Source organism: Mesorhizobium sp. B1-1-7 (genome assembly GCF_006442705.1).
Taxonomy (GTDB): domain Bacteria; phylum Pseudomonadota; class Alphaproteobacteria; order Rhizobiales; family Rhizobiaceae; genus Mesorhizobium; species Mesorhizobium opportunistum.
The window spans coordinates 37,599-60,889 of record NZ_VFWQ01000028.1; the positions used below are offsets into that span (position 1 = coordinate 37,599).

17 protein-coding genes are annotated in these 23,291 nt (G+C 65.5%); 5 read left to right on the forward strand and 12 right to left on the reverse strand.

Annotation, left to right across the window (positions count from 1 at the left end):
* Positions 1-50: 50 nt before the first annotated feature.
* On the reverse strand, positions 51-1,061 hold the full coding sequence (locus FJ978_RS30955; RefSeq protein WP_140576564.1) for an NAD(P)-dependent alcohol dehydrogenase: 1,011 nt from the start codon (positions 1,059-1,061) through the stop codon (positions 51-53).
* Between the two features lie 97 nt (positions 1,062-1,158).
* On the opposite strand from FJ978_RS30955, the gene FJ978_RS30960 reads away from it, so the two are divergent.
* Positions 1,159-2,088: a LysR family transcriptional regulator gene (locus FJ978_RS30960; protein WP_140576566.1), complete on the forward strand. Its 930-nt coding sequence runs from the start codon at positions 1,159-1,161 to the stop codon at positions 2,086-2,088.
* A 17-nt stretch (positions 2,089-2,105) separates the two neighbouring features.
* Here FJ978_RS30960 and FJ978_RS30965 read toward each other — a convergent pair whose 3' ends face one another.
* The 5 genes from FJ978_RS30965 to FJ978_RS30985 form a co-directional block, all read right to left on the reverse strand.
* Positions 2,106-2,864, reverse strand: coding sequence for a slipin family protein (locus FJ978_RS30965; protein WP_140576567.1), 759 nt, complete (start codon positions 2,862-2,864; stop codon positions 2,106-2,108).
* Entirely contained in the window at positions 2,861-4,243 is a 1,383-nt protein-coding gene (locus tag FJ978_RS30970) for a nodulation protein NfeD (protein WP_140576569.1), read from the reverse strand. The genes FJ978_RS30965 and FJ978_RS30970 overlap by 4 nt, the downstream gene beginning before the upstream one ends.
* A 129-nt stretch (positions 4,244-4,372) precedes the next feature.
* A complete protein-coding gene (locus tag FJ978_RS30975) occupies positions 4,373-5,089 on the reverse strand; it encodes an outer membrane protein (protein ID WP_246678234.1) in 717 nt (238 codons plus the stop codon).
* Positions 5,090-5,165: 76 nt separating this feature from the next.
* Positions 5,166-5,870 carry an outer membrane protein gene (locus FJ978_RS30980; RefSeq protein ID WP_140576570.1) on the reverse strand — a complete coding sequence of 235 codons (705 nt, stop codon included), beginning with the start codon at positions 5,868-5,870 and terminating at the stop codon, positions 5,166-5,168.
* Between the two features lie 212 nt (positions 5,871-6,082).
* Complete coding sequence (locus tag FJ978_RS30985) at positions 6,083-7,147, reverse strand: LuxR C-terminal-related transcriptional regulator (protein WP_246678235.1); 1,065 nt, start codon at positions 7,145-7,147, stop codon at positions 6,083-6,085.
* Between the two features lie 231 nt (positions 7,148-7,378).
* Here FJ978_RS30985 and FJ978_RS30990 point away from each other — a divergent pair, with 231 nt between their 5' ends.
* Together FJ978_RS30990 and FJ978_RS30995 are read left to right on the forward strand one after the other, a co-directional pair.
* Positions 7,379-8,398, forward strand: a complete 1,020-nt coding sequence (locus tag FJ978_RS30990) for an AraC family transcriptional regulator (RefSeq protein ID WP_140576573.1) — start codon at positions 7,379-7,381, stop codon at positions 8,396-8,398.
* 181 nt (positions 8,399-8,579) lie between these two features.
* The gene (locus FJ978_RS30995; RefSeq protein WP_140576575.1) at positions 8,580-12,542 is read left to right on the forward strand and encodes an autotransporter domain-containing protein; all 3,963 of its coding nucleotides are present in this window, start codon (positions 8,580-8,582) and stop codon (positions 12,540-12,542) included.
* A 102-nt stretch (positions 12,543-12,644) separates the two neighbouring features.
* Here FJ978_RS30995 and FJ978_RS31000 read toward each other — a convergent pair whose 3' ends face one another.
* From FJ978_RS31000 to FJ978_RS31025, 6 genes are all read right to left on the reverse strand, one after another.
* Positions 12,645-13,526 (reverse strand): DMT family transporter, encoded by an 882-nt coding sequence (locus tag FJ978_RS31000; RefSeq protein ID WP_140576576.1) that lies wholly within the window; start codon positions 13,524-13,526, stop codon positions 12,645-12,647.
* A gap of 199 nt (positions 13,527-13,725) precedes the next feature.
* Positions 13,726-15,219, reverse strand: a complete 1,494-nt coding sequence (locus FJ978_RS31005) for an efflux transporter outer membrane subunit (RefSeq protein WP_140576578.1) — start codon at positions 15,217-15,219, stop codon at positions 13,726-13,728.
* Positions 15,220-15,229: 10 nt separating this feature from the next.
* Positions 15,230-18,409, reverse strand: coding sequence for an efflux RND transporter permease subunit (locus tag FJ978_RS31010; protein WP_140576579.1), 3,180 nt, complete (start codon positions 18,407-18,409; stop codon positions 15,230-15,232).
* A 3-nt stretch (positions 18,410-18,412) separates the two neighbouring features.
* Positions 18,413-19,681, reverse strand: coding sequence for an efflux RND transporter periplasmic adaptor subunit (locus FJ978_RS31015; RefSeq protein WP_140576581.1), 1,269 nt, complete (start codon positions 19,679-19,681; stop codon positions 18,413-18,415).
* A gap of 278 nt (positions 19,682-19,959) precedes the next feature.
* Positions 19,960-20,169, reverse strand: a complete 210-nt coding sequence (locus tag FJ978_RS31020; RefSeq protein WP_013894387.1) for a hypothetical protein — start codon at positions 20,167-20,169, stop codon at positions 19,960-19,962.
* A 119-nt stretch (positions 20,170-20,288) separates the two neighbouring features.
* Positions 20,289-21,014: a hypothetical protein gene (locus tag FJ978_RS31025; protein ID WP_140576582.1), complete on the reverse strand. Its 726-nt coding sequence runs from the start codon at positions 21,012-21,014 to the stop codon at positions 20,289-20,291.
* 213 nt (positions 21,015-21,227) lie between these two features.
* On the opposite strand from FJ978_RS31025, the gene FJ978_RS31030 reads away from it, so the two are divergent.
* Positions 21,228-21,956 carry a response regulator gene (locus tag FJ978_RS31030; RefSeq protein WP_041164725.1) on the forward strand — a complete coding sequence of 243 codons (729 nt, stop codon included), beginning with the start codon at positions 21,228-21,230 and terminating at the stop codon, positions 21,954-21,956.
* Positions 21,953-23,194 carry an ATP-binding protein gene (locus tag FJ978_RS31035; RefSeq protein WP_140576584.1) on the forward strand — a complete coding sequence of 414 codons (1,242 nt, stop codon included), beginning with the start codon at positions 21,953-21,955 and terminating at the stop codon, positions 23,192-23,194. Before FJ978_RS31030 ends, FJ978_RS31035 begins: the two co-directional genes overlap by 4 nt.
* The last annotated feature ends 97 nt before the right edge of the window (positions 23,195-23,291 follow it).

Genomic DNA, 23,291 nt, shown 5'->3' on the forward strand with positions numbered 1-23,291 from the left:
TGCGGGGGAGATCGACCAGTTCGACCGCCTCGCCAACCTCCAGTGTCAGCCTACCACTCCAACCCGAACACCAATTTCCCGAAATGCAGGCCGCCGGCGGCCATGTGGGTGTAGGCTTCGGTTGCTTCATCAGGTGAAAACACCTTGTCGACGACCGGCTCGATCCCGGCTGCACCGATGGCACGGGCGGCGTCACGGAGGTCGGACACCGATCCGGTGTTGTTGCCGACCACCTTCAGCGCCTTGATGATGATCGGCAGCAGATTGACCGTGACCTCGGCGCCCGTGAGAAAACCGATGGTGAACAGCGTGCCGCCGGGCGCGGTGGCGTTGACCGCACGGGCAAAGGTGGCGGCGCCGCCGGTCTCGACGACGAGGCCCGCGCCGAGGCCGCCGGTCAGCTCCAGCACCTTGTCGTCCCAGTCTGACGTCGCTCGGTAGTTGATCAAATGATCGGCGCCGAGTGCCTTCGCCCGCTCCAGTTTCTCATCCGACGAGGAGGTGATGATGACGGTGGCGCCGAAGGCTTTCGCCAGTTGCAACGTGAAGATCGAGACGCCGCCGGTACCAAGCAGCACGACGACCGAGCCGGGCCCGACATTGGCGGCGCGGATCGCGTTCCAGGCGGTGGTGCCGGCGATCGGCAGCGTCGATGCCGCTTCGAAGGAGAGGTGCGCCGGGACCGGCACGAGCGCATTGGCCGGCAGCGCGACATATTCGGACAGCGACCCCGGCAGCGAGATGCCGCGCATCTGCCTCATTTCGTAAGGCCGCGGCGGACCGCCGATCCAGTTCGGCTTGGCATGCGCGATCACGCGATCGCCCGTGCTGAACGTCGTGACGCCATCGCCCAGCGCGACGATCTCGCCGGCGCCGTCGGCGACCGGGATGAGCGGAAAGGTCGGTCCGGGATAATTGCCGCTCGCCACCGCGACATCGACGAAATTGAGGCTCGCCGCACGCTGGCGGATCAACACCTCGCCGCGCTGCGGTTCGGGGGTGGCGACGATCGTGGCGCGGAAGGCGTCCAGCCTGGCCTGGCTGAGTTCGATGGCTTTCATGGTTTCACTCCTGTGTGACGATTGATGGGTTGAGTGAACCTATCTGCTGCGCTATCACTAGATAATTCTCGCCATTTACATTTGAGTATTGCGAATAATGCATCAATCACACGAGCCGGCGGCCCTTGCCGAAATGGCCGCCTTCGCGGCCATCGCCGAGGCGCGCTCCTTCACCAGGGCGGCGGCACGTGTTGGCCGCGACGCGACCATCCTGTCGCGGCGCCTGCAATCGCTGGAGGAGCGGCTGGGGGTAAGGCTGCTCCATCGCACGACGCGCAGCGTGTCGCTGACCGAAGCGGGCGCCGAATTCCTGGTGCGCGTGCGCGCCATCCTCGCGTCGGTCGACGAGGCCGAGGCAGCGGCTTCCGCCCATGCCGGCGGCGGCCCGCGCGGCCTGCTCAGGCTGGCGCTGCCCGGCACCTTCGGGCGCATGTGGATCGGCCCGCTGCTGCCGCAATTCCTGGCCGATTTTCCCGATGTCCGCATCGAGGCCGAATTCTCCAACCGCTTCGCCGATCTGGTCGCCGAGAATTTCGACGTCGCCGTGCGGCTCGGCGCGCTGGAGGATTCACGTCTGGTGGTGCGCAAAGTGGCGACGCGGCGCCGGCTGCTCTGCGCCGCTCCCTCTTATCTCGCCCGAAGCGGCACGCCGGGGACACCGCAGGCGTTGCTAGAACATTCCTGCCTGGGCTTCTCCGGCTTCCAGACCTTCCCGGCCTGGGAGATGATGGACCGCGAAGGCCGGCGCGCGCGCGTCGAGGTTTCCGGGCCGCTGGTCACCGACGATGCCGAGGTGCTGGTCGAGGCCGCCGTGCAAGGCGTCGGCCTGATGATGAGCACTGATTGGCTGGTCGGCCGCGAGCTCGCTGACGGACGGCTGGTGCCAGTGCTGGAGGACTGGACGCTGGCCGACGAAGGGGCGGTCTATGTCGTCATGCCCTCGGCCAAGGGACAAGCCGCCAAGACCCGCGCCTTCGCCGACTGGATCGCCAAGCGCTTTTCGCCGGAGCCGCCGTGGCGGGGATGAAGGGTGCCGCAACGCCCTCACTTCCCCTGCCCCTTCAAAAACTGCCCGAGCAGATCGACCGGCAGCGGGAACACCACCGTGGACGAACGCTCCCCGGCAATGTCGTGCAGCGCCTCGAAATAGCGCAGTTGCATGGCTTGCGGCTCGGCCGCCAGCATCCGCCCCGCTTCGACCAGCTTCGCCGCCGCCTGCTGCTCGCCCTCGGCGTTGATCACCTTGGCGCGCCGCAGCCGCTCGGCTTCCGCCTGCTTGGCGATGGCGCGGATCATGTTCTCGTTGAGGTCGACATGCTTGATCTCGACATTGGACACCTTGATGCCCCAGGCATCCGTGCGCTGGTCGAGGATCTCCTGGATGTCGCTGTTGAGCTTGTCGCGCTCGGCCAGCATTTCGTCGAGTTCGTGCTTGCCGAGCACCGAGCGCAGCGTGGTCTGCGCCAGCTGGTTCGTGGCCGCCATGAAATCCTCGACCTGGATGACCGCCCGCTCGGCGTCGACGATGCGGAAATAGAGCACCGCGTTGACCTTCACCGAGACGTTGTCGCGCGAAATCACGTCCTGCGGCGGCACGTCCTGCACCACCACCCGCAGATCGACCTTCACCATCTGCTGGACGAAGGGGACGAGAATGATGAGGCCGGGACCCTTGACCCCGGTGAAGCGGCCGAGCGTGAAGACCACGCCGCGCTGATATTCCCTGAGGATGCGGATGGCCGCGGACAGGAACATGATCACTATCAGCGCGACGACCAGATAGGCCACATAACCAATCATCATTGTCTTGCTCCATTCTGTCCCGCATCGCGCCGCCGCACGGTCAGCACCAGGTCGCTGATGTCGGTGACCTCGACGCTGTCGCCCGCCTCGATCGGCTCATCCGCCTTCGCCCGCCAGCGCTCGCCCAAGGCAAGCACATGGCCCTCGCCGCCCTGCCAGTCGAGGATCTCGGCCGGCACGCCGCGCATGGCCTCGCCACCGTCGCGCGGCGGGTTCCGGCGCACCGCCCAGACATAGGTGCCGGTCAGCAGCGCCAGCCCAAGCGTCAGTGCGGCGGCGGGACCGATGACGGCCCATGACATGGCAAAGCCTGGCCCCTCGACCCTCATCAGCATGGCGGCACCGAACACGAAGGCGGCCACGCCGCTGAGCCCAAGCACGACGGTGGGATTGAACGCCTCGATGACCAGGAAAGTGATGCCCAGCAGCATCAGGGCAAGGCCGGTATAGTTGATCGGCAAGAGATCGAGCGCATAAAGCCCGAGCACGAGGCAGATGGTGCCGACGACGCCGGGCGCCACGGCGCCTGGGCTGGTGAACTCGAAGACGATGCCGTAGACGCCGACCAGCATCAGGATGATGGCGGTGTTGGGGTCGGTGATGACGGCGAGCAGCCGGATGAACCAGCCGGGCTCCAGCGTCTCTACCGGTAGCCCTTTGGTGGCCAGAACCACTTTCTTGCCGGCCACATCGACCGTGCGGCCATCGGCCTGCTGCAACAGCTCGGTGGTGTCGCGGGCGACGAAGTCGATGACATGCTCCTTCAGCGCCGCATTGGCCGAAAGGCTCGCCGCCTCGCGCACCGCCTTCTCGCCCCAATCGCCATTGCGCCCGCGCAATTCGGCGAGCGAGCGGATCAGGGCGACGGCGTCGTTGGTCACCTTGGCCATCATCGCATCGCCGGCCGGCCGGCCGTTGGCATCCTTCTGGTCCTTGGCCGGGCCGTTGTCCTTCTCGCCGCCGGGAAGCGACGGCAGCCCGCCCATCTCGACCGGTGATGCAGCCCCGAGATTGGTGCCGGGCGCCATCGCCGCGACATGGGTGGCGTAGAGTATATAGGTGCCGGCGCTCGCCGCGTGGCCGCCGGCCGGCGCGACATAGCCGATGACCGGCACCGGCGAGGCCAGGATGTCGGCGATCATCTCGCGCATCGAAGTAACCAGCCCGCCGGGCGTGTCGAGCTTCAGGATGAGGACCGCGGCGTCCCGCCGGGCGGCGACGTCAAGCACTTCCTCGAGTTGCCTGGTGCTTGCCGGCCCGATGGCGCCGTCGATGGCGACGCTCAACGCAAGCCTCTCGCCCTCGGCCGAAGGGAAGGGAGAAACGACAGCCGCGACGACAAGGGTCACGGCAAGAAGGGCCACCCGCGCGAAGGACACGCTCAACGCTCCATGGACTCAATATGGGTTCCATTTCAGCGAAGTCCATGAGGGGAATGGTGGCAATGATTGGCGAACGCGGCTGAGCGCAATTTCCCCGCTCTAGGGGGAGATTGGCGGCTTCGGCGGTCAGAATTTATAGGCCACGCCGATCCGCAGATCATGCGTCGTCAGGTCGACCGCATCCGGGTTTAGAGGAGCACCATTAACCAAGGAGTGGCGCACAGAAGTGTGGCGGCCGAAATCGGCGAACCGGTATTCGCCGCGAACCAGCCAATTGTCGGTAACCGCGTATTCGGCGCCGGCGCCAAGTGTATAGCCTGCGACTGTGCCCTTGACGTCGGCGTAAGGTGTGCTGCCGGGAAGGTTCACGGTGGTGTGCTTGTAGCTTGCCACCGCCAGGCCACCGGTGACAAAGGGAAGCCACCGATCCACCGCATAGCCGGCTCTCAGGCGTAGCGAGCCGACCGTATCCAGTTTGAGTTCACCGCCAAAGGCCGGGTCATCGACACCAAGCGCTCGATAATGCGTCGTGTCCTTCACGCCGGCAAAGCTGTAGTCACCCTCGATGCCAAGAACAAGCCCGCTATCGAACTGATGATTGACGCCGGCATACAGGCCGCCGAACCCACCCGACGGATTGTATCCCCAGCCGTAGTCGTCGAAGCTGCCCGGGGCAAAGGTCTGGCCCACCCTTGCATTTGCCCATGCATATCCGGCCTGTGCGCCGATATAGGCTCCGGACCAGTTGTAGGTGGTGTCACCCGGCAGAACCACGTTGGTGTCCGCTGCCGACGCCATACCGACAGGCGTGATGACCGCCATGGCAAGAAGAATGGTTTTCATCGTTTGTATGTTGCCCCGAAATATTGCGTTGCCCGCGCCGAAAAAGCCGGCGCGGGGTATTGTTCGGCCTTGTGGATCAGAACTTGTAGCTGAGGCCGACCCGGACATCGTGCGTCTGGAGATCGACGCTCGTCACCGTCGGAAGACCGGCTGCCAACGAGAGGTCCTGGCTGCCGAAATCGGAGTAGCGGTATTCGGCCCGCGCGATCCATCTGTCGGTGAAGGCATGCTCGATTCCGGCGCCAACCGTCCAGCCGACATGGCTCTCGTCGTGGAACGGTATTTCACCGCCGGGGCCGGCGCTGATCGCGGTCACTTCATATTTGGCCGCGGCCACGCCGGCGGTAATGTAGGGCAAGGTCCGGTCGAACGCATAGCCCGCCCGCAGCCGCGCCGATCCCTGCCATTTGAGTTCGCTCTTGAGCAATGTGGTGACGCCACCGCCGCCGGTGTCGACAGGTGTCAGTCCATCGGCATTGCTGTAGGCGATATCAGCCTCGGCGCCGATCACGAAGTTGTTCGCCATCTGGTAGTTGGCGCCGATATGGATGCCGCCGACAAAACCGTCCGGATCAAGCGGCACGTTGAGGTCGGATCCGCCGCCGAAGCCGCCGCCGGCGATGAAGAGATTGGATTTTCCGGCCGCGTAGCCGGCATCGACGCCGGCATAGAGGCCGGACCAGTCGTAGCCGGCAACAGGCGAAACCTCATTGATGTCGGCCGCGCAGGCCATGCCGACAGGCCCGAGAATGAAGACTGTCGCGAGAAGAAGGGTTTTCATTTGTTTGTCTGCCGCCCCAAGGGTTATGGTCCCGCGCGAAATGCGTCGCGGAGATCCAGCTGTTGTCGCGTCCCCGGTGTTGCATTGTCCGCCGGTCCCGTCTTGGGCTGGGCCGCACCTGAATTGTCCTGGAGAGCACTGCAATGCTTTCTCGGTCGGTGTGGCCATTCGGCCTCAGTCGATCGGTGGCCTGTGTTCGGCGGCGAGCGGCTTTAGCCTATTGAGGCCTGAACCGCCAGCGGCGTACCTATGTCCGAGACGAGTTTGACGAGATCGGCTTGGCGTCTCGTACCGGTTTTGGCGAAGATACGGTTGAGATGCGTTTTCAGCGTGTTTTCGCCGATGCCGAGAGACGACGCGCTCTTCGAGGCGGACAATCCGCTGCCGATGCGCAACAGGACCCGCGCCTCCGCCGGCGTAAGGTCGAACAAGGTGGTGAGAACGGCCTCGGGGAGCGGGGAAGAGGACGTCGTCGTCGACACGAAGACGGCGGCACATGCGGGCTGGAAAGCGGCGCGAGCCGTTCCCTCGCTCAACGGCAGCACATAGGCCACGGCGGGCGGCTGGCCCGGGGCCGAAATGGGCAGGCCAATGCCGCGGGAGCCAAGCAGAAAATCCGCGCTCGCCGCGCTGGCGATCGCTTCCAGCAGGGCGCGGGCCACCGCCGGATTTTGAACCTGGAGCACACCGTTCCTCGAAAGAATGGGGCCTTGCGCGGAAAACATCCGTTCGGCGGCGCCATTGGCGTGGAGGATCGCTCCACTGGCTCCAGTCAGGACAACAGGCACCGCCAGATGGTCGAGTGCCTGGCGGTAGAGATTGGCGGTGACGCGGCTCTGATCGAGCAGATCTCCGATCAGCGACGCACGGCGCAGATGCGGCGAGAGCAACGCCAGGAAACGCTGATCCTCGGCTGATATGGCCTCCCTGCTGGCTCGCGTGGTGCAACCCATCAGCCCGATCCGGTCCGACGTATGGACGAATTTGGTGATGCAGCCTTCGCGCAGTCCCTGCGGTTTGGCCCAATTCTGAAAAAACGGAGTCTGCTGGAGCTCGGCTTCGCTCATCTGCGACAGCGTCGCGACAGGACTGTCGACGTCGCCGACGACCGCAGCCTTCAGCCCGGGAATCGTGTCGAAATCATAGTCCTCCTGGAGCACGCGCATCTGCTCGGGATCCCAGGGCGATTGGGCCGCGAAGCGGCCTTGATTGCCGGCGGTGCTGGCAAGCGCGATGGTGGTATAGGCCGCATCGACAGCCCCGGTGATCCGGATCATCACCCCGGCCCAACCGTCGGGGTCCAGGACGCAATCATAGATATCGCCAATGATCGAACAGAGAACTTCGCTGCTCAGCCTCTCCACACGCCCCCCATTTTGCTCCGATCTCGCCTCGAAGGAATTTGTAGCGTCATACTTTCAGGTGACGCCACGCGCGGTTGATCTCGATTAAGGATTTGAATTCGATCAAGTTGATACTGGCGGCTATTGTCGCTGGTTATTCTTGGAATGGGAAGCATCGCGCTCAATATATTAGAGTTAGCGAATACATATCGGGTTGCACCATTGTCACAAAAGACGGTCTTTTCATCCGCTCAGTTGCCATCGCATCTCAGCGAACGAGATCGGTTTTCCCTCTGGCAGGACATCCATGTTGCGGAGATATGGTCGGTCGAATATGGCACATCGGAAAACCTGCCCTTCCAAGCCTCGATCGAAGCCACGGCCGTGGGAGAACTGGTTCTTGGCCAGATGTCCGGAACAATCAAGCATGCGACGAGGAAGGCGAGCAACATCGCCGACGACGACAATGACGGATACCTGCTGCTGATCAACAAGGCCGACACCCTGTTGTCCGGGGCCCAGGCCGGCCGCGAATACGGCGTCGGTCGGGGCGAAGCGGTCCTGGTTACGGCAGCGGAAGCGCTGAAAATGGGCGGTGCCGACTGGAATGTCTGGACGAACGTGGTCGTTCCGCGCGCCATCCTCACACAGGCCTTCCCGCAGATCGACGACAGGCTGGCATTAAAGATAGGCGCCGAAAACGAAGCGCTCGATCTCCTCAAGCGTTATTGCCAGCTGCTTGAAGCTGGCCGCCCCCTCGCCTCGCCAGATCTCATAGCACACGCGACGGAAACGATCGTCGATTTGATCGGCCTGGTGACCGGCGCGAAAGGCCAGCGCGCCGAACTGGCCGGCCTCCGGGGCCTGCGAGCCGCCCGCCTGCAGGCGATCATGGCCAAGATCGCCGACAATTTCGCCGACCCCGGCATCTCCGCCCAAGGCCTCGCACAAGAACTTGGCCTGTCGGCGCGCTACGTCCACGATCTCCTTCAGGAGACCGGCACCAGCTTCACCGAGCGCGTCCTCGAATTGCGCTTGCAGCGGGCCCACAAGATGCTCTCGCAAAGACACAATGACGACATGCGGGTCAGCGACATCGCCATGATAAGCGGGTTCAGCGATGTGTCCTATTTCAATCGCTGCTTTCGCCGCCGGTTTGGCCATACGCCGACGAGCGCCAGATAGGGATGGGCTCCTGCTGTAGTCCGCAGGCCCACCTGCGCGATTGCACCGAACTGCCACAGTGCGCACAAAATGGACTGCTGTTCACCCCAGTCCAATTCCAGTGCGGCCCAGCCCAAGACAATTTCTATCCGCGATGCGATGTCGGCCTCAGGGCGAAACGACCGTAATGTGAGGGGACTGAATGCCGCAGAATGGTTTGGGGTGCCGCAAGGCGAAGGCGTTAAAATGTCTGGCGCTGGCATCGACGGCGCTGATCGGTGTTGGCCAGCCGATCGCCGCCACGGCTGCCGAGATCTGGACCGGCGCTGCTTCGACGGACTGGTTTACCGCGGGAAACTGGAACCCTGGGTCGGTGCCGACAGCGGCGGACGACGTTTCTCTCGATCCGACATTCCCCCACCCGGCCGTGATCAATGCGCCAAATGCGGCCGCGCACTACCTGTTTGTCGGCACCATTGCGAGCTACTCGGGCTCGCTGACCATCACGAGCGGCGGCACGCTCGCCGACACCGCCGGCTTTCTCGGCTACGCTTCTGACGCGAACGGCAGCGTGAGCGTCGTTGGCGCGGATGCGCTCTGGAGCAACAGTTCGGACCTCTTCCTTGCCTTGGGCACCAACAGCACCGGCACCTTGACGATCTCAAAAGGCGGCGCTGTGAGCGACACCGTGGGTCATGTCGGCTTCGGTTATGGCACCGGCACCGTGACCGTCGATGGGGCCGGCTCGACCTGGACCAACAGTGGAGACCTGTATGTCGCCGAATTCGGTGTCGGCACGCTTGATATCACCAAGGGCGGCGTGGTCAGCAATGCCGTGGGCACCATCGGTTGGCATCCGGGCTCCAGCGGTACGGTGACGGTCGATGGTACGGACTCCACCTGGACAAACAGTTCCAACCTGTTCGTCGGCGACCAGGGCAAGGGTGCGCTGATGGTCACGAACGGCGGCGCGGTCAGCAACCTGAGCGGCATCGTGGGCAACCTGGTGGGCTCGACCGGCACGGCGACCGTCGATGGTGCCGGCTCGACCTGGGCCAACGGAGCCCTCGCGGTCGGCAACGCTGGCTTTGGCGTGCTGACGGTCACGAATGGCGGCGCGATCACCAGTTCGGTGGGTTATGCGGGCTATGCCGCAGGCTCCAGCGGCATGGTGACGGTCGATGGCTCGACCTGGACAAACAGTTCCAATCTGTTCATCGGCGATCAGGGCAAGGGTGCGCTGACGGTCACGAACGGCGGCGCGGTAAGCAACGCCCTGGGCTATGTTGGCGACTTCGCGGGCTCGACCGGCACGGTGTTCGTCGATGGGGCCGGCTCGACCTGGAGCAATGCCTCCGATCTCTATGTTGGCAATCTCGGCGCGGGCGCTCTGGCAATCACCCACGGCGGCGCGGTAAGCAACGCCTCGGGGACTGTTGGCGCGAAGGCGGGCTCGACCGGCATGGTGTTCGTCGACGGAAAGAAGTCGACCTGGACAAACAGCGGCACGCTGATCGTCGGCGGTCTCGGCGCCGGCACGCTGTCAATCTCGGGCGGCGGCACGGTCGACAGCGGTTCGAGCTATATTGGCTACAGTGCTGCCTCGAACGGCACCGCGATTGTCGACGGCACGGGCTCTAAATGGACCAGCAGCGGGAATCTTTTCGTTGTCGGCCAGAGCGGGACTGGCACATTGACCATTTCGAACGGGGGCGCTGTCGACAGCGTCTTGGGCTATGTCGGCAACTACTCCGTCGGCACCGCTTTGGTCACCGGGGCGGGTTCTACATGGAACAGCAGTTCGGCTCTCTATGTCGGCGTCAGCGGCGGCGGTGTCGGCACGCTGACGATCCAGGGCGGCACGGTGAAAAACACTGTCGGCCACCTGGGGAACTCGGTCGGCTCCACCGGTACGGTGATCGTCGACGGCGCGGGCTCGAGCTGGATCAACAGCTCGGCCCTGTCCGTCGGCACCGCGGGTACCGGCACGCTGGCCATCTCAAATGGGGGAAGCGTCAAGAGCGCTGCCGCAACGGTTGGCGGCGTCGCTACAGGAATGGGTCTGGTGACCGTGGCTGGTGCGAATTCGATTTGGGCCAATAGCGGCGACCTCTATCTCGGCAACCTCGGAACCGGCACACTGAATGTCTTGAATGGCGGCACGGTCACCAATGCCTGGGGCTATGTCGGCTACAATCCAGGCTCGACCGGCACGGCGACGGTCAACGGAGCTGGCGCGACCTGGACCAGCAGCGCCGGCCTGACGGTTGGCCTCGACGGTGCGGGCACATTGACGATTTCGAACGGCGGCATCGTTTCAGCCGCGGGTATCGTCACTATTGCCAGCCAGGCGGCCTCCTCGGGCACGCTCAACATCGGCGGCGCGACCGGTGCGGCTGCGCTGGCGCCGGGCTTGCTCAATGCCGCGAGCGTGCAATTCGGATCGGGCGACGGCACAATCAACTTCAATCATACCGACACGAACTACGCCTTCGCCCTGGCGATCGGCGGCGCCGGCACGATTAACCAGATCGCCGGCACGACGAACCTGACGGCGGATTCGAGCGGCTTCACCGGCGCCACCTACGTGGTCGGCGGACGGCTGGCCGTGAACGGTTCGCTGGCTAGCTCGCTGGTGACGGTCTCCGGCGGCATATTGAGCGGCAACGGCACAGTCGGCGGCATCGTCGCAAAGTCGGGCGGCATCATCGCGCCGGGCAATTCGATCGGCACGCTCCATGTCGCGGGAAATGTCGACCAGGCGGCGGGCTCGATCTACCAGGTCGAGCTGACCTCGACCGGCCAGTCCGATCTCATCATGGCGACGGGAACGGCGACGATCGCCGACGGCGCTGTCCTCGACGTGGTCAAGACGGACGCAGCGCCTTATGTGCTGGGCACGCACTACACCGTGCTGCAAGCCGATACGGGCGTCACCGGCACCTATACGCTGACCGGAGCCGGCCCCTTCGTCGGCCTTGTCGCCAATTACGACCCGAAGCATGTCTATCTCGATGTGGTGCAGGCAAAGACCTTCGCCGCCGTCGGCCTGACGCCCAACCAGATCGCCACCGGCGGCGGCGCGGAAAGTCTTGGCAGCGGCAATACGCTGTTCGATGCCATCTTTGCATTGCCGAGCGAAGCCGCTGCCCAGGACGCTTTCGACCAGCTTTCCGGCGAGATCCACGCTTCGGCCAAGGGCATGCTGGTCGAGGACAGCCGCTTCGTGCGCGACGCCGCGACTTCCCGAATCCGTGCGGCCTTCGGCGATGCCGGCACGGCTGCCCTCCCGGTCATGGCCTATGGCGAAGGCGGGCCGGAAATGGTCGCCGCCGACACCGACCGCTTTGCCGTCTGGGGCCAGGCCTTCGGCTCCTGGGGCAAGACCGACAGCGACGGCAATGCCGCCGCCTTCGATCGATCGACCGGCGGCCTGCTGGCCGGCGCCGACACGCTGGTCGGCGGCTGGCGCGTCGGCGTTCTCGGCGGCTACAGCCATTCCTCATTCGATGCCGACGCGCGCCAATCCTCCGGCAAGAGCGACAGCTACCATCTCGGTCTCTATGGCGGCACCAACTGGGGCGCCATCGCTTTCCGCACCGGCGCCGCCTACTCTTGGAGCAGCCTCTCGACGCATCGCTCCGTCGTTTTTAACGGCTTCACGGATGGGCTGTCGGCCGACTACGATGCCAGCACCGCGCAAATCTTCGGCGAACTCGCCTACAAGGCCGAGACTGGCGGCGGCTTCAAGTTCGAGCCGTTCGCCAACTTTGCTTATGTCAGCGTCCACACCGACGGTTTCACCGAGACGGGCGGCCCAGCCGCACTCACCAGCCAGGGCCGCACCGCCGACGCCACCTTCACCACGCTCGGCTTGCGAGGCTCGACCGACTTCATGCTTGGCGGCATCGGCGCCACCGCGCGCGGCACGCTTGGCTGGCGCCATGCCTTCGGCGATGTCACGCCGACCTCCAGTTTTGCCTTCGCCGGCGGCGACGCCTTCACCATCGCCGGCGTGCCGATCGCCAAGGACAGCGCGCTAGTCGAGGCAGGGGTCGATCTGCCGCTTGCCTCCAACGCCACGCTCGGCCTGTCCTACACCGGCCAGTTCGGCGGCGGAGCGGTCGACAATGGCGCCAAGGCAAACCTCAGCGTAAAATTCTGACGAGAAAAACAGCGAACGTATTTCGGCCGGATCGAGGCAATGCTCGCTGACGGCGGGGGCGAACGCTGAACCACTTTTCGCGCGTTCGCCTGCCCGCTACCCCTACTCCGGCGACGGCACCGGCGGCTTCGACGTCAGCGCCGTGCCGGCGGCAGCGACGATGACGGCGGCGATGCCGGCCAGTTGCGGTGCGGTCAGGCTCTCGTGCAGGAACAGGAAGCCGGCGAGCGCGCCCAGCCCCGGCTCCAGGCAGGTCAGCGTGCCGTAGATGCGGGCCGGCATGCGGGTCAGCGCCACCATCTCCAGCCAGAACGGCAGCGCGCTGGAGAACAGGCCGACAAGCAATGCGCTGACCAGGATCGATGGCGAAAGCAGTCCCACGCCGGCCTCGGCCACGCCGAAGGGCAACACCAGAACGGCGGCGATCGCCATGCCGTAGGCGGTCGTGCGCGAGCCGAGTTCCGCGCCGGCCTTCTGGGCAAGCACGATGTACAGCGCCCAGAAGCCGCCGGCCGCCAGTGCCAGCACCACCCCCACCGGGTCAAGCGGCTGCAGCGAACGGATGAACGGCGACAACAGCACGATGCCGGCGACCGCAAGCGCGATCCAGGCAAAATCGCTGGCGCGCCGCGAGGTCAGCGTCGCCACCAGCAGCGGGCCGGAGAATTCCAGCGCCACGGCTACGCCGAGCGGAATCCTGGCAAGTGCCGCGTAGAACAAGAGGTTGAGTGCTGCGAGCGTCACCCCATAGGCGATGAGCCACGGCAAGGTGGCGCGCGAAGGCCGCATCTGCCAGGGCCGCAGCACCGCGATCAGCATCAGCGCGCCGACGACGAGCCTGAGCGTCGTCGTGCCCTGTGCGCCGATCACCGGGAACAAGGTCTTGGCGAAGGTGGCGCCGATCTGGATCGACACCATGGCGCCCATCAGCGCCGCGACAGGCAAAGGCGCCGCTTCGCGACTGGCAACCGGCGTCGATGTCAATTGACTTCATCCTCCCATGCCGCCCGGCGAAAACCTTCCCGGAGCATGGCAATAGGGTGAACCGGCCCGCCTGTCGTGAGGCAGCGCGGAGGCGTTGATAAGGGCACAGCCAGCCTGGCGGGCCGCCCGTTTTCATCAGCGCGCCCGTCTTGATGCCAAGTTCAGACGACAATCACGGTTCAGCATGGCCCCCCTTTGGTCACTGCGCCGCCGCCTTCGACGCCAGCCGTGGCCCGGTCTTGACGTCGACTATTTCGGGCCTGCCGCTGTCGACCGTGCCGTCCCAACCGCCGCCGAGCGCCTTGTTGAGGGCGATGTAGTTGGTCGCCAGGAGGACGCGGCTTTGCAGCAGCGAGTCTTCGGCGGAATAGAGCGAGCGCTGCGCGTCGAGCACATCGAGAAGGCTGGTCTCGCCGGCCTTGTAGAGCGTGCCTTCGAGACTCGCCGCCTCGCCGTAGGATTTCGCCGACGAGGCAAGCTTGCCGATCCGGATGCGCTCCTGCGCCATCAGCACCAGCGCATTCTCCACATCTTCCAGCGCGGTCAGCACAGAAGCCCGGTAGGCGATGAAATACTGGTCGCGCTGCGCCCGGGCGACGTCGGCCGCCGCTTGCAGCTGGCCGGCGTTGAACAGCGGCACGCTGAGCGTCGGCCCGAAGGACCAGCCGATCGACGAATTCTTGCCGAGATCGCCGAGATTGAGGGCCGCCGTGCTGATGTTTCCCGTCAGGCTGACCGACGGATAACGCGCCGCTTCTGCCTGGCCGACCTTGGCGGTGTATTGCGCGTATTGCCGCTCAGCCATGAGGACGTCGGGGCGCGACAGCAGGATGTCGGCGGGAATCCCGGTCGGCATCGGCAGGCGCGGCGACGGGATCGGCTTGCTGCGCTTCAGCCGCTCGCTGAGTGCCGCCGGCGGCCGGCCGGTCAGCACCGACAGACGATGCACGGCCTCGGCATAGCTTGCTTCCAGCGTCGGCACCGAGGCCTCGGTGCTGGCCGCCTGCCCCATCGCCTTGGCGACGTCAGCGGCCGTCGCCGACCCTGCCAGCGCCATGGTGCGGGTGAGTGCGGCGGTCTGCCGCTGCGACACGGCCGAGCGCCGGGCGAGCGCGATCCGGGCCTGGTAACCGCGCGCCTGGGTGTAAGTGGATGCGACATCGCCAACCAGGGTCAAAAGCGTCGAGCGCAATTCCTGCTCGGACGCATCCACACCATAGCGCGCGGCCTCGACGCCCCTGCGGTTGGCGCCGAACAGGTCAAGTTCCCAGCTCGCCTCGAAGCCGGCCTGATACTCGGTGTAGGTGGCATTGCTGCCCGTCGTTGTATCGGCCGACTTGTTGCGGGTGACCGATCCGGATCCGTCCACGGATGGCAGCAATGTGGCGGCGGTCTGGCGATAGCTGGCGCGGGCCTCGCGGATCTTGGCCTTCGCGGTGGCGACGTCGAGATTGCCGGCAACCGCTTCCTCGACAAGCGTGTCGAGCTGCGGATCGCGCAGCCGCTGCCACCATCGCGACAGTTGCGCCGGCTGGACGGATTTCGTCGGCCTCTCACCGCTCCAGTTCGCCGGCATCGCCAGGATGGGCGTCCGATAGTCCGGGCCGACGACGCATCCTGCGAGCAAAACTGCCGTTATCATGGGCACGAAGAGCCGCCCCGCGGCCACCGGGCCACGTTCCAAACCTGTCATGTAAAGTTTCCTATTGCTGGTTGGCCGTCACCGGCGCCTCGCCCGTACCTTGTCCGGTATCTGGCCCAGTACTTGGTCCAGTACTTGGTTTGGCCGCCCTGCCCTTGAAGATCCGCCGCACCGTGACGAACAGCAGCGGCACCAGGAAGACGCCGATCACCGTCGCCGCGATCATGCCGCCCATGACGCCGATGCCGACCGAGTTCTGCGCCCCGGAGCCGGCGCCGCTGGCGATGGCGAGCGGGGTGACACCGAGGATGAAAGCCAGCGACGTCATCAGGATCGGCCGCAACCGTTGTCGCGCTGCCTCCAGTGTCGCCTCGACCAGCCCCATGCCGGCTGTCTGTCGCTCGATGGCGAACTCGACGATCAGGATGGCGTTCTTGGCGGCAAGGCCGATCGTGGTCAGCAGGCCGACCTTGAAATAGACGTCGTTGGTCTGGCCGAACAGCGTGGCCGCCGCCAGCGCGCCGAAGATGCCGATCGGCACCGAGAGCATGACCGCGAACGGGATCGACCAGCTTTCATAAAGGGCGGCCAGGCACAGGAACACGACCAGCGCCGAGATCGCGTAGAGCGACAGCGCCTGGTTGCCGGAAAGCCGCTCCTGGTGCGACAGCCCGGTCCATTCGTGGGAATATCCGGCGGGCAGTTGCGCCATCAGCCTGTCGATCTCGTCCATCGCCGCGCCGGAGCTGATGCCCGTGGCCGCCGCACCCTGGATCTCGACCGCCGCCGAGCCATTGTAGCGCTCGAGCCGGGGCGAGCCGAATGTCCAGTGGCTGGAGGCGAAGGCCGAGAACGGCACCATGGCGCCGCTGGCATTGCGGACCTGCCATTTGTCGAGGTCTTCCGGCTGCATGCGGAAGTTCGCATCCGACTGCATATAGACCGGCTTCACCCGCCCACGATCGATGAAATCGTTGACGTAGTCGCTGCCCCAGGCGCTCGACAGCGTGTTGTTGATGTCGGCGAGGCTGACGCCCAGCGCACTTGCCTTTTCCTGGTCGATGTCGACCGAGAATTGCGGCTGGTCCTCCTGGCCATTGGGCCGAGTGTTGGCGAGCAGCTTGCTTTGCCCGGCCAAGGCCAGGAGCTGGTTGCGCGTCTGGATCAACGCGTCATGGCCGGCGCCGTTGACGTCCTGCAGGTAGAAGTCGAAGCCGTTGGTGTTGCCAAAACCCTGGATGGCGGGAGGGGCAAGCGCGAAGACCTGCGCGTCCCTGATCTTGGAGAAGGCGCCCATGGCGCGGCCGGCGATCGCCTGCGCCGCCGAGGCCGCCGTTTTGCGCTGGCTGAAATCCTTCAGCCGCACGAAACCGATGCCGACATTCTGCCCGGCGCCGCCGAAGCCGAAGCCGGAGGCGGTGAAGACGCCCTCGACGGCGTCCTTTTCGTCATTGAGATAGTGGTCGGTCACTTGCTTCAGCACGCGCTCGGTGCGGTCCTGCGTGGCGCCGACCGGCAGCTGCACGCTGGTGATCAGGATGCCCTGGTCCTCTTCCGGCAGGAACGAGCTCGGCAGCCGGGCGAACATCCAGCCCATGGCGACGACGATGGCGAGGAAGACGGCAAGAAAGCGCCAAGACCGGTTGATGATGCCGTGCGAGCCGTCGCGATAGGCCGTCGTGCCGCGGTCGAAGGTGCGGTTGAACCAGCCGAACGGGCCGGTCTGCGTCGCGTGGTCCTTGGGTGGCCGCAGGATCGTGGCGCAAAGCGCCGGCGTCAGCACCAGTGCCACCAGCACCGAGAGCACCATGGCCGAGACGATGGTCACCGAGAACTGACGGTAGATGATGCCGGTCGAGCCGCCGAAGAAGGCCATCGGCACGAACACGGCCGACAGCACGGTGGCGATGCCGATCAGCGCGCCGGTGATCTCGTGCATCGATTTTCGCGTCGCTTCTTTGGGCGGCAGTCCTTCCTCCGCCATGACGCGCTCGACATTCTCGACCACGACGATGGCGTCGTCGACCAGGAGGCCGATGGCCAGCACCATCGCGAACATGGTCAGCGTGTTGACCGAATAGCCGAATAGGGACAACACCCCGAACGTGCCGAGCAGCACCACCGGCACGGCGATGGTCGGGATGATGGTGGCGCGCAAATTCTGCAGGAAGATGAACATCACCAGGAACACCAGCACGATCGCCTCGGCCAGCGTCTTGACCACCTCCTCGATCGACAGCCGCACGAAGGGCGAGGTGTCGTAGGGGTAGACGACCTCGACGCCTTGCGGGAAGGTCGAGCTCAGCCGGTTGATCGTCGTGCGCACCGCTTCCGCCGTGCTGATGGCGTTGGCGCCCGTCGCCAGGTTGACGGCGACACCCGCCGCCGGCTTGCCGTTGTAATTGGCCTGCGTCGTGTAGCTTTCGGCGCCAAGCTCGACGGTGGCGACGTCGTTGAGGCGCACCAGCGAGCCGTCGGTCTGGCTCTTCAGGATGATGTTGCGAAACTGTTCGGCGGTCTGCAGCCGGCTTTTGGCCGTCACCGTGGCGTTGAGCTGCTGGCCCTTGCGCGCCGGCAGGCCGCCGAGCTGGCCGGCCGACACCTGCGTGTTCTGCGCCTCGATGGCGGTTGCCACGTCGTTCGGCATCAAGGCGTATTTGGCGAGCTTGTCGGGGTCGAGCCAGATGCGCATGGCATAGCCGGAACCGAAAAGCTGCGTCGAGCCGACGCCTTCGACGCGCTTCAGCGTGTCGTTGACGGTGGCGTCGACATAGTCGGCGAGATCGGTCGAGTTCATCTTGCCGTCGCTGGAGACGAAGCCGATGACCATCAGGAAGCCGGTCGAGGATTTGGAGACGGTGATGCCGTTGCTCTGCACCACTTGCGGCAGCTGCGACTGCACCAGCTGCAGCTTGTTCTGCGTCTGCACCTGTGCGGTGTCGGGATCGGCGGAGCTGGTGAAGGTCAGCGTGATCGAGGCCGAGCCGGTCGAGGTCGAGGTCGCCGTCATGTAGTCGAGATTGTCGATGCCGGTCATGCCTTGCTCGATGACCTTAGTCACCGAATTCTCCACCGTCTGCGCATCGGCGCCCGGATAGGTGGCGCTGATGTTGACCGTGGTCGGCGCGATCTGCGGATATTGCGAGATCGGCAGCGTGGTGAGCGCCAGAAGGCCGCCCAGCATGATCACGATGGCGATCACCCATGCGAAGATCGGCCGGTTGATGAAGAATAGTGACATCGCTCAGTTCCCGGTCGACTGGTTACTGGCGGTCTTGGATGCGGCGGGCACGGCCGATGTTTGCCCGCGGTCCTTGATCTCGCCGGTCGCCTCGTCGATCGTCACCTCGACGCCCGTGGCATCGCCGCCGGGGCGTACCAGTTGCATGCCCTCGACGATGACACGGTCGCCGTCGCCGACGCCGGAATCCACCAGCCAGTTGTTGCCGACGCTGTTGCGCACCGCGAGCACACGTGTCTCGACCTTGCCCGCCGCGTCGATCACCATTGCCGTCGCCTCGCTCTTGGTGTTGCGGCTGACGCCGCGCTGCGGCACCAGGAAACTGTTCTGGGCAACGCCCTCCTCGACCAGCGCGCGCACATACATGCCCGGCAAAAGCAGGCGGTCCGGGTTGGGGAACTCGGCGCGAAGCGCGAAGGTGCCGGTGGTCTGATCGACATTGGCGCCGGCGAATTCCAGCTTGCCGGTCTGCTGATAGATGGTGCCGTTCTCGAGCTTCAGCTTGACGCTGACATTGGGGCCGCTGAACTTCAGCCGCCCTTCCGAGATCGCCTGGCGCAAATTGAGCAGGTTGGTGCTCGACTGCGTGACGTCGACATTGATCGGATCGAGCGAACGGATCGTGGTCAGCACCGTTTCCTGGTTAGCGGTGACCAAGGCACCCGGCGTCAGCGTCGACTTGTCGATCCGGCCGGCGATCGGCGCCGTGATCGAGGTGCGGTCGAGGCTGATGCGCGCGGTCTCCGCACTGGCCTTTGCCGACGCCACATCGGCCTGGGCCTGCGCCAGCGTGGCGGCAGCATCGTCATAATCCTGTTTGGAAACAACGTTCTGCTTCAAAAGGCCGGCATAGCGGTCGAACTTGGCCTGCGCGGTCGGCACTGCCGCTTCCGCCTTCTGCTGCGACGCCACCGCGCTGTCATAGGCTGCCTTGTAGCTGGCCGGGTCGATGAGGTAGAGCGGCTGCCCGACCACCACTTCGGCGCCTTCCTTGAACAGACGCTGCTGGATGATGCCGTCCACTTGCGGGCGCACCTCGGCGATCAGCGAAGCGGCCGTGCGCCCCGGCAATTCGGCGGTGATGGCAACCGACTGCGGATGCAGCGTGACGACGCCGACTTCCGGTTTGCCGACGCCGCCCATGCCGGCGGGGGTCTTGCTCTGCTCCTGCGAACAGGCCGCCAGGACAAGGGTGGCGGCGAGCACCGCCGTCCACGGCGCGAGCCGGCGGGTCTTTGCCGACAAAGCGGACTGGCTAGGCTTGAGATGCATGGCCTCGATCTTTCGCTGGAGTTGCTGTAGCTTGAAGCTCCGGATCGCGGGAGCGGCGGAGAGTGCGTGCCGGCATGGGCAAGTTTGGTCGCCCGGTCATGGCGATCGAGACGATGGGCCACGCCGGCGTGCGGGGGGCGTCGAGCAGTGCTTCGAAGCGGCCCATGTCGCGCTCCTTCTCCGCGGCCGGAGCGTACCCGAAGATCGGGGATCCGGACGAGATGCCCACCGACCCCATTATGCCCATCGACGAGAGTATGCCAACCCTCGCCCATGTCTTACGCGATCTTGCGGTCATGATGTCCGTGGCTATCGGGCTGCTGTGAAAGCGGCAGCGACAGCCGCCAGGCTGCGAAGCTCAGGCGGATCGCGCCCTTCAGCGTATCGACCGGCAGGACTGGCGGCATGGCATGGTTGGCGCGCTGGCCGAGCGAGAATCGCGGGCTCATCGATGCCATCAGCCGCAGCATCATCATGGCTTCCCACATTGCCGTGCTTCCATTTTTTGCTTTGAAACGGTGGGATGGTGCGGCCGCCATCCCTTGAAAAAACCGGCCGGCCCGAGAACGGGTTGGGTACCGGGCCGGCCGGCGCGGCCGGTCAGGGTTCAGCCATTCCCGGGCTGGGGTGGCGGAAGCTGTCCGCCCTGGTCGGGCGGCCCTCCTGGTCCGGCTGCGTCATCCGGCGGGCCGCCCCAGGGACCGGGGGGTGGTCCGTGGGGGCGTTCCGCCGAAGCGAGGATTTCGAGCTGTTCGGGGGTGAGCTTGGTGCGCAGCTCGGCGATCGCGTCCTTCAGCTTGGCGGCCGAAGCCGCGCGCGCCGTGACCTCGTCGGCCAGTCTTTCCTGGAAGGCGAAGGCATCGGCCTTGCCGCCCGGACCCGCATCGGGACCCTTGACATCTGGACCCTTGGCCTCGGGCCCGCCGGCATCAGGACCGCCAGTGGCACCGGGGCCACGATCATGCCGTGGCGGGGTCAGCACGGCTTGCAGCGCGCTGGTATAGTCCCGCCAGGCATCGAGCTGTTCGCTGCGGATGCCGACGCGGGTCTCGAGCGCGGCCAGCCGGGCGGCGAGCATGAATTCCGGCGGCGGTCCCATGCGCCGGGGGCCAAAGCCTTCCTGCGGACCCGAGCTTTGCGGACCCCAATTTTGCGGACCATGCCGCGTCGGCCCATTCTGGCCGAACCATGGCATTGGGCCATGGTCCGGTCCACCCTGCATTGCCATCGGTGGCGCATCGCCAGGCGCCGTGGCGGGATCGGGCTGCGCCGCCAGCACGGGGTGAACCGCGGCGACGGAAAACAGGCCGAGCGCAAGAAGTCTGCTTCGCATGACGATGTTCCTTTCTCTCATGCATCGGACGGCCATGAGGATAGGAAGCCTGTTTGTCCGCTTCGCGTCGGCGTGTTGCCGAAGGTTTCCGCAAAGGGGCAATTTGTTTCCGAATGTTTCCAGCGGCCCGCCGGAAACATTGCGTTGCAATTTTCCATGCCGCTTATGCGCGCTCTCCCTATAATCACGGCCATTACGGGCAAGGGCACGATGATGCAGTCACAACCCCATATCCTCGTCGTTGACGACGATCGCGAGATCAGGACGCTTCTCGGCCGCTACCTCGACGGCCAGGGCTTTCGCGTCTCGGTGGCGGCGGACCGGCGTGAGTGCGAGCAGAAGCTGGGTCTCGGCCAGTTCGACCTCATCGTCCTCGATGTCATGCTGCCTGATGGTTCGGGGCTCGACATCTGCCGTGCCTTGCGCGATCGCAAGCCGCACATTCCGGTGATCCTGCTGACGGCGCTGAAGGAGGATGTCGACCGCATCATCGGTCTCGAACTCGGCGCCGACGACTATCTCGGCAAGCCGTTCAACCCGCGCGAACTCACCGCCCGCATCCGCGCCGTGCTGCGGCGCTCGACGCCCGAGGACGCGCCCGCCCCGCCTCGCGCCCGCATCTATCGCTTCGCCAGCTACCGGCTGGAGCCGGACACCCGCAAGGTGACGGACGCGCAAGGCGCGGCTGTCGACCTCACAGGCGCCGAGTTCGACCTTTTGCAAGTGTTCCTCGACCGTCCCGGCCGGCTTTTGTCGCGCGACCAGCTGCTTGATCTCACGCAAGGCCGCGAACGCGACCCGCTCGAACGCTCGGTCGACGTGCTGATGAGCCGACTGCGCCGCAAATTCACCGACACCGGCGACGGGCCGCTGTTCAAGACGGTGCGCAATGGCGGCTACCAGCTCACCGCGCGTGTCGAGACGGTGGAGGCGCAGGCGTGAACTCGCTGCGCCGCCGCCTCATCCTGCTGCTGGTCGCCTCGATCGTCGGCGTCGTCGGCCTGGCGACGGTTGCCGTCATCAGTGTGCGCGGCGGCGGGCCGCCGCCGGAGCTGACCGTGCCCTGGGTCGCCCAACAGATGGAACTGGTGGTGCGGCTGCTGCCCGGCCCTATCCCGGATGTGCTGCGCGTGCAATTCAGCGACCGTCCGGCCGACGGCAAGGTGGACCGGCCGAAGACCGCCATGCTCAACGATCTGCTGCGCCGTCGCGGTTTCGACCTGCTGGCCATCGTCAGCGACAGGCCGGACGCGCCCGGCCAGCATGCCTCGGTGCGCCTGCCCGATAGCCGCTGGGCGATCGTCGAGATTCCCCATATCGATCCGCCCGGGCGCGAGTGGCTGGTGCTGGCCGGCTGGATATCGCTGATCGTGGCCGGCGCCACCGCCGTCTCGGTCTACTTCACCTCGGTGCTCATCCGGCCGCTGGAGATGCTGGAAACAGCCGTCTCCAAGATCGGCAGCGACGGCGTGCTGGCGGCGGTGCCCGAAGTCGGTTCTGCCGAGGTCAAGGCGACGGCGCATGCGCTGAACCAGCTTTCGTCGCGGCTGCGGACCGCCATGGAAAGCCGCATGCGGCTGGTGGCCGCCGCCGGTCACGACCTGCGCACGCCGATGACGCGCATGCGGCTGCGCGCCGAATTCCTCGACGAGGAGCGTGACAAATGGCTTCACGACCTCGACGAACTCGACCGCATCGCCGACAGCGCCATCCGTCTGGTGCGCGAGGAGGTGAACCAGGACGCCGTCGAACCGCTCGACCTGGAAAAGATGGTGCGCGACATATCGGCCGAAATGGTCATGCTCGGCCATGCCGTCTCCATCGGCCACCTCGACAAGGTTTCGGTGCGCGCCGGCGCGCTCGGCCTGCGCCGGGCGCTGCGCAACCTGATCGTCAACGCCGCCACCCACGGCAAGGCCTGCACCATCGCACTTGCCGTCGCCGGCAAGCGCGCCGTGCTGACCATTTCCGACAACGGCCCGGGCATCCCGCCCGACCTCATCAACAAGGCCTTCGAGCCCTTCTTTCGCGTCGACCCCGGCCGCCAGCAATCCGTTCCCGGCGCCGGCCTGGGCCTTGCCATCGCCAAGGAGATCATCGAGCGCTACGGGGGAACCGTAACGCTGGAGAACCGCCAAGATGGTGGGCTGGCGCAGATGGTGGTGTTTAGCGCGGTGTGAGGGGCCGGGTGATGCCAGCGCCAAGGCGCCCCCCTCTGCCCTGCCGGGCATCTCCCCCTCAAGGGGGGGAGATTGGATGTCGCCAAGGCCTTCGCCA

Bases quoted from the DNA above. Each gene is read 5' to 3' on its own strand.
- FJ978_RS30955 (WP_140576564.1), bottom strand. From the start codon at position 1,061: ATGAAAGCCATCGAACTCAGCCAGGCCAGGCTGGACGCCTTCCGCGCC.
- FJ978_RS30960 (WP_140576566.1), top strand. From the start codon at position 1,159: ATGCATCAATCACACGAGCCGGCGGCCCTTGCCGAAATGGCCGCCTTC.
- FJ978_RS30965 (WP_140576567.1), bottom strand. From the start codon at position 2,864: ATGATGATTGGTTATGTGGCCTATCTGGTCGTCGCGCTGATAGTGATC.
- FJ978_RS30975 (WP_246678234.1), bottom strand. From the start codon at position 5,089: ATGAAAACCATTCTTCTTGCCATGGCGGTCATCACGCCTGTCGGTATG.
- FJ978_RS30980 (WP_140576570.1), bottom strand. From the start codon at position 5,870: ATGAAAACCCTTCTTCTCGCGACAGTCTTCATTCTCGGGCCTGTCGGC.
- FJ978_RS30985 (WP_246678235.1), bottom strand. From the start codon at position 7,147: ATGATCCGGATCACCGGGGCTGTCGATGCGGCCTATACCACCATCGCG.
- FJ978_RS30990 (WP_140576573.1), top strand. From the start codon at position 7,379: ATGGGAAGCATCGCGCTCAATATATTAGAGTTAGCGAATACATATCGG.
- FJ978_RS30995 (WP_140576575.1), top strand. From the start codon at position 8,580: ATGCCGCAGAATGGTTTGGGGTGCCGCAAGGCGAAGGCGTTAAAATGT.
- FJ978_RS31005 (WP_140576578.1), bottom strand. From the start codon at position 15,219: ATGACAGGTTTGGAACGTGGCCCGGTGGCCGCGGGGCGGCTCTTCGTG.
- FJ978_RS31010 (WP_140576579.1), bottom strand. From the start codon at position 18,409: ATGTCACTATTCTTCATCAACCGGCCGATCTTCGCATGGGTGATCGCC.
- FJ978_RS31015 (WP_140576581.1), bottom strand. From the start codon at position 19,681: ATGCATCTCAAGCCTAGCCAGTCCGCTTTGTCGGCAAAGACCCGCCGG.
- FJ978_RS31020 (WP_013894387.1), bottom strand. From the start codon at position 20,169: ATGTGGGAAGCCATGATGATGCTGCGGCTGATGGCATCGATGAGCCCG.
- FJ978_RS31025 (WP_140576582.1), bottom strand. From the start codon at position 21,014: ATGCGAAGCAGACTTCTTGCGCTCGGCCTGTTTTCCGTCGCCGCGGTT.
- FJ978_RS31030 (WP_041164725.1), top strand. From the start codon at position 21,228: ATGCAGTCACAACCCCATATCCTCGTCGTTGACGACGATCGCGAGATC.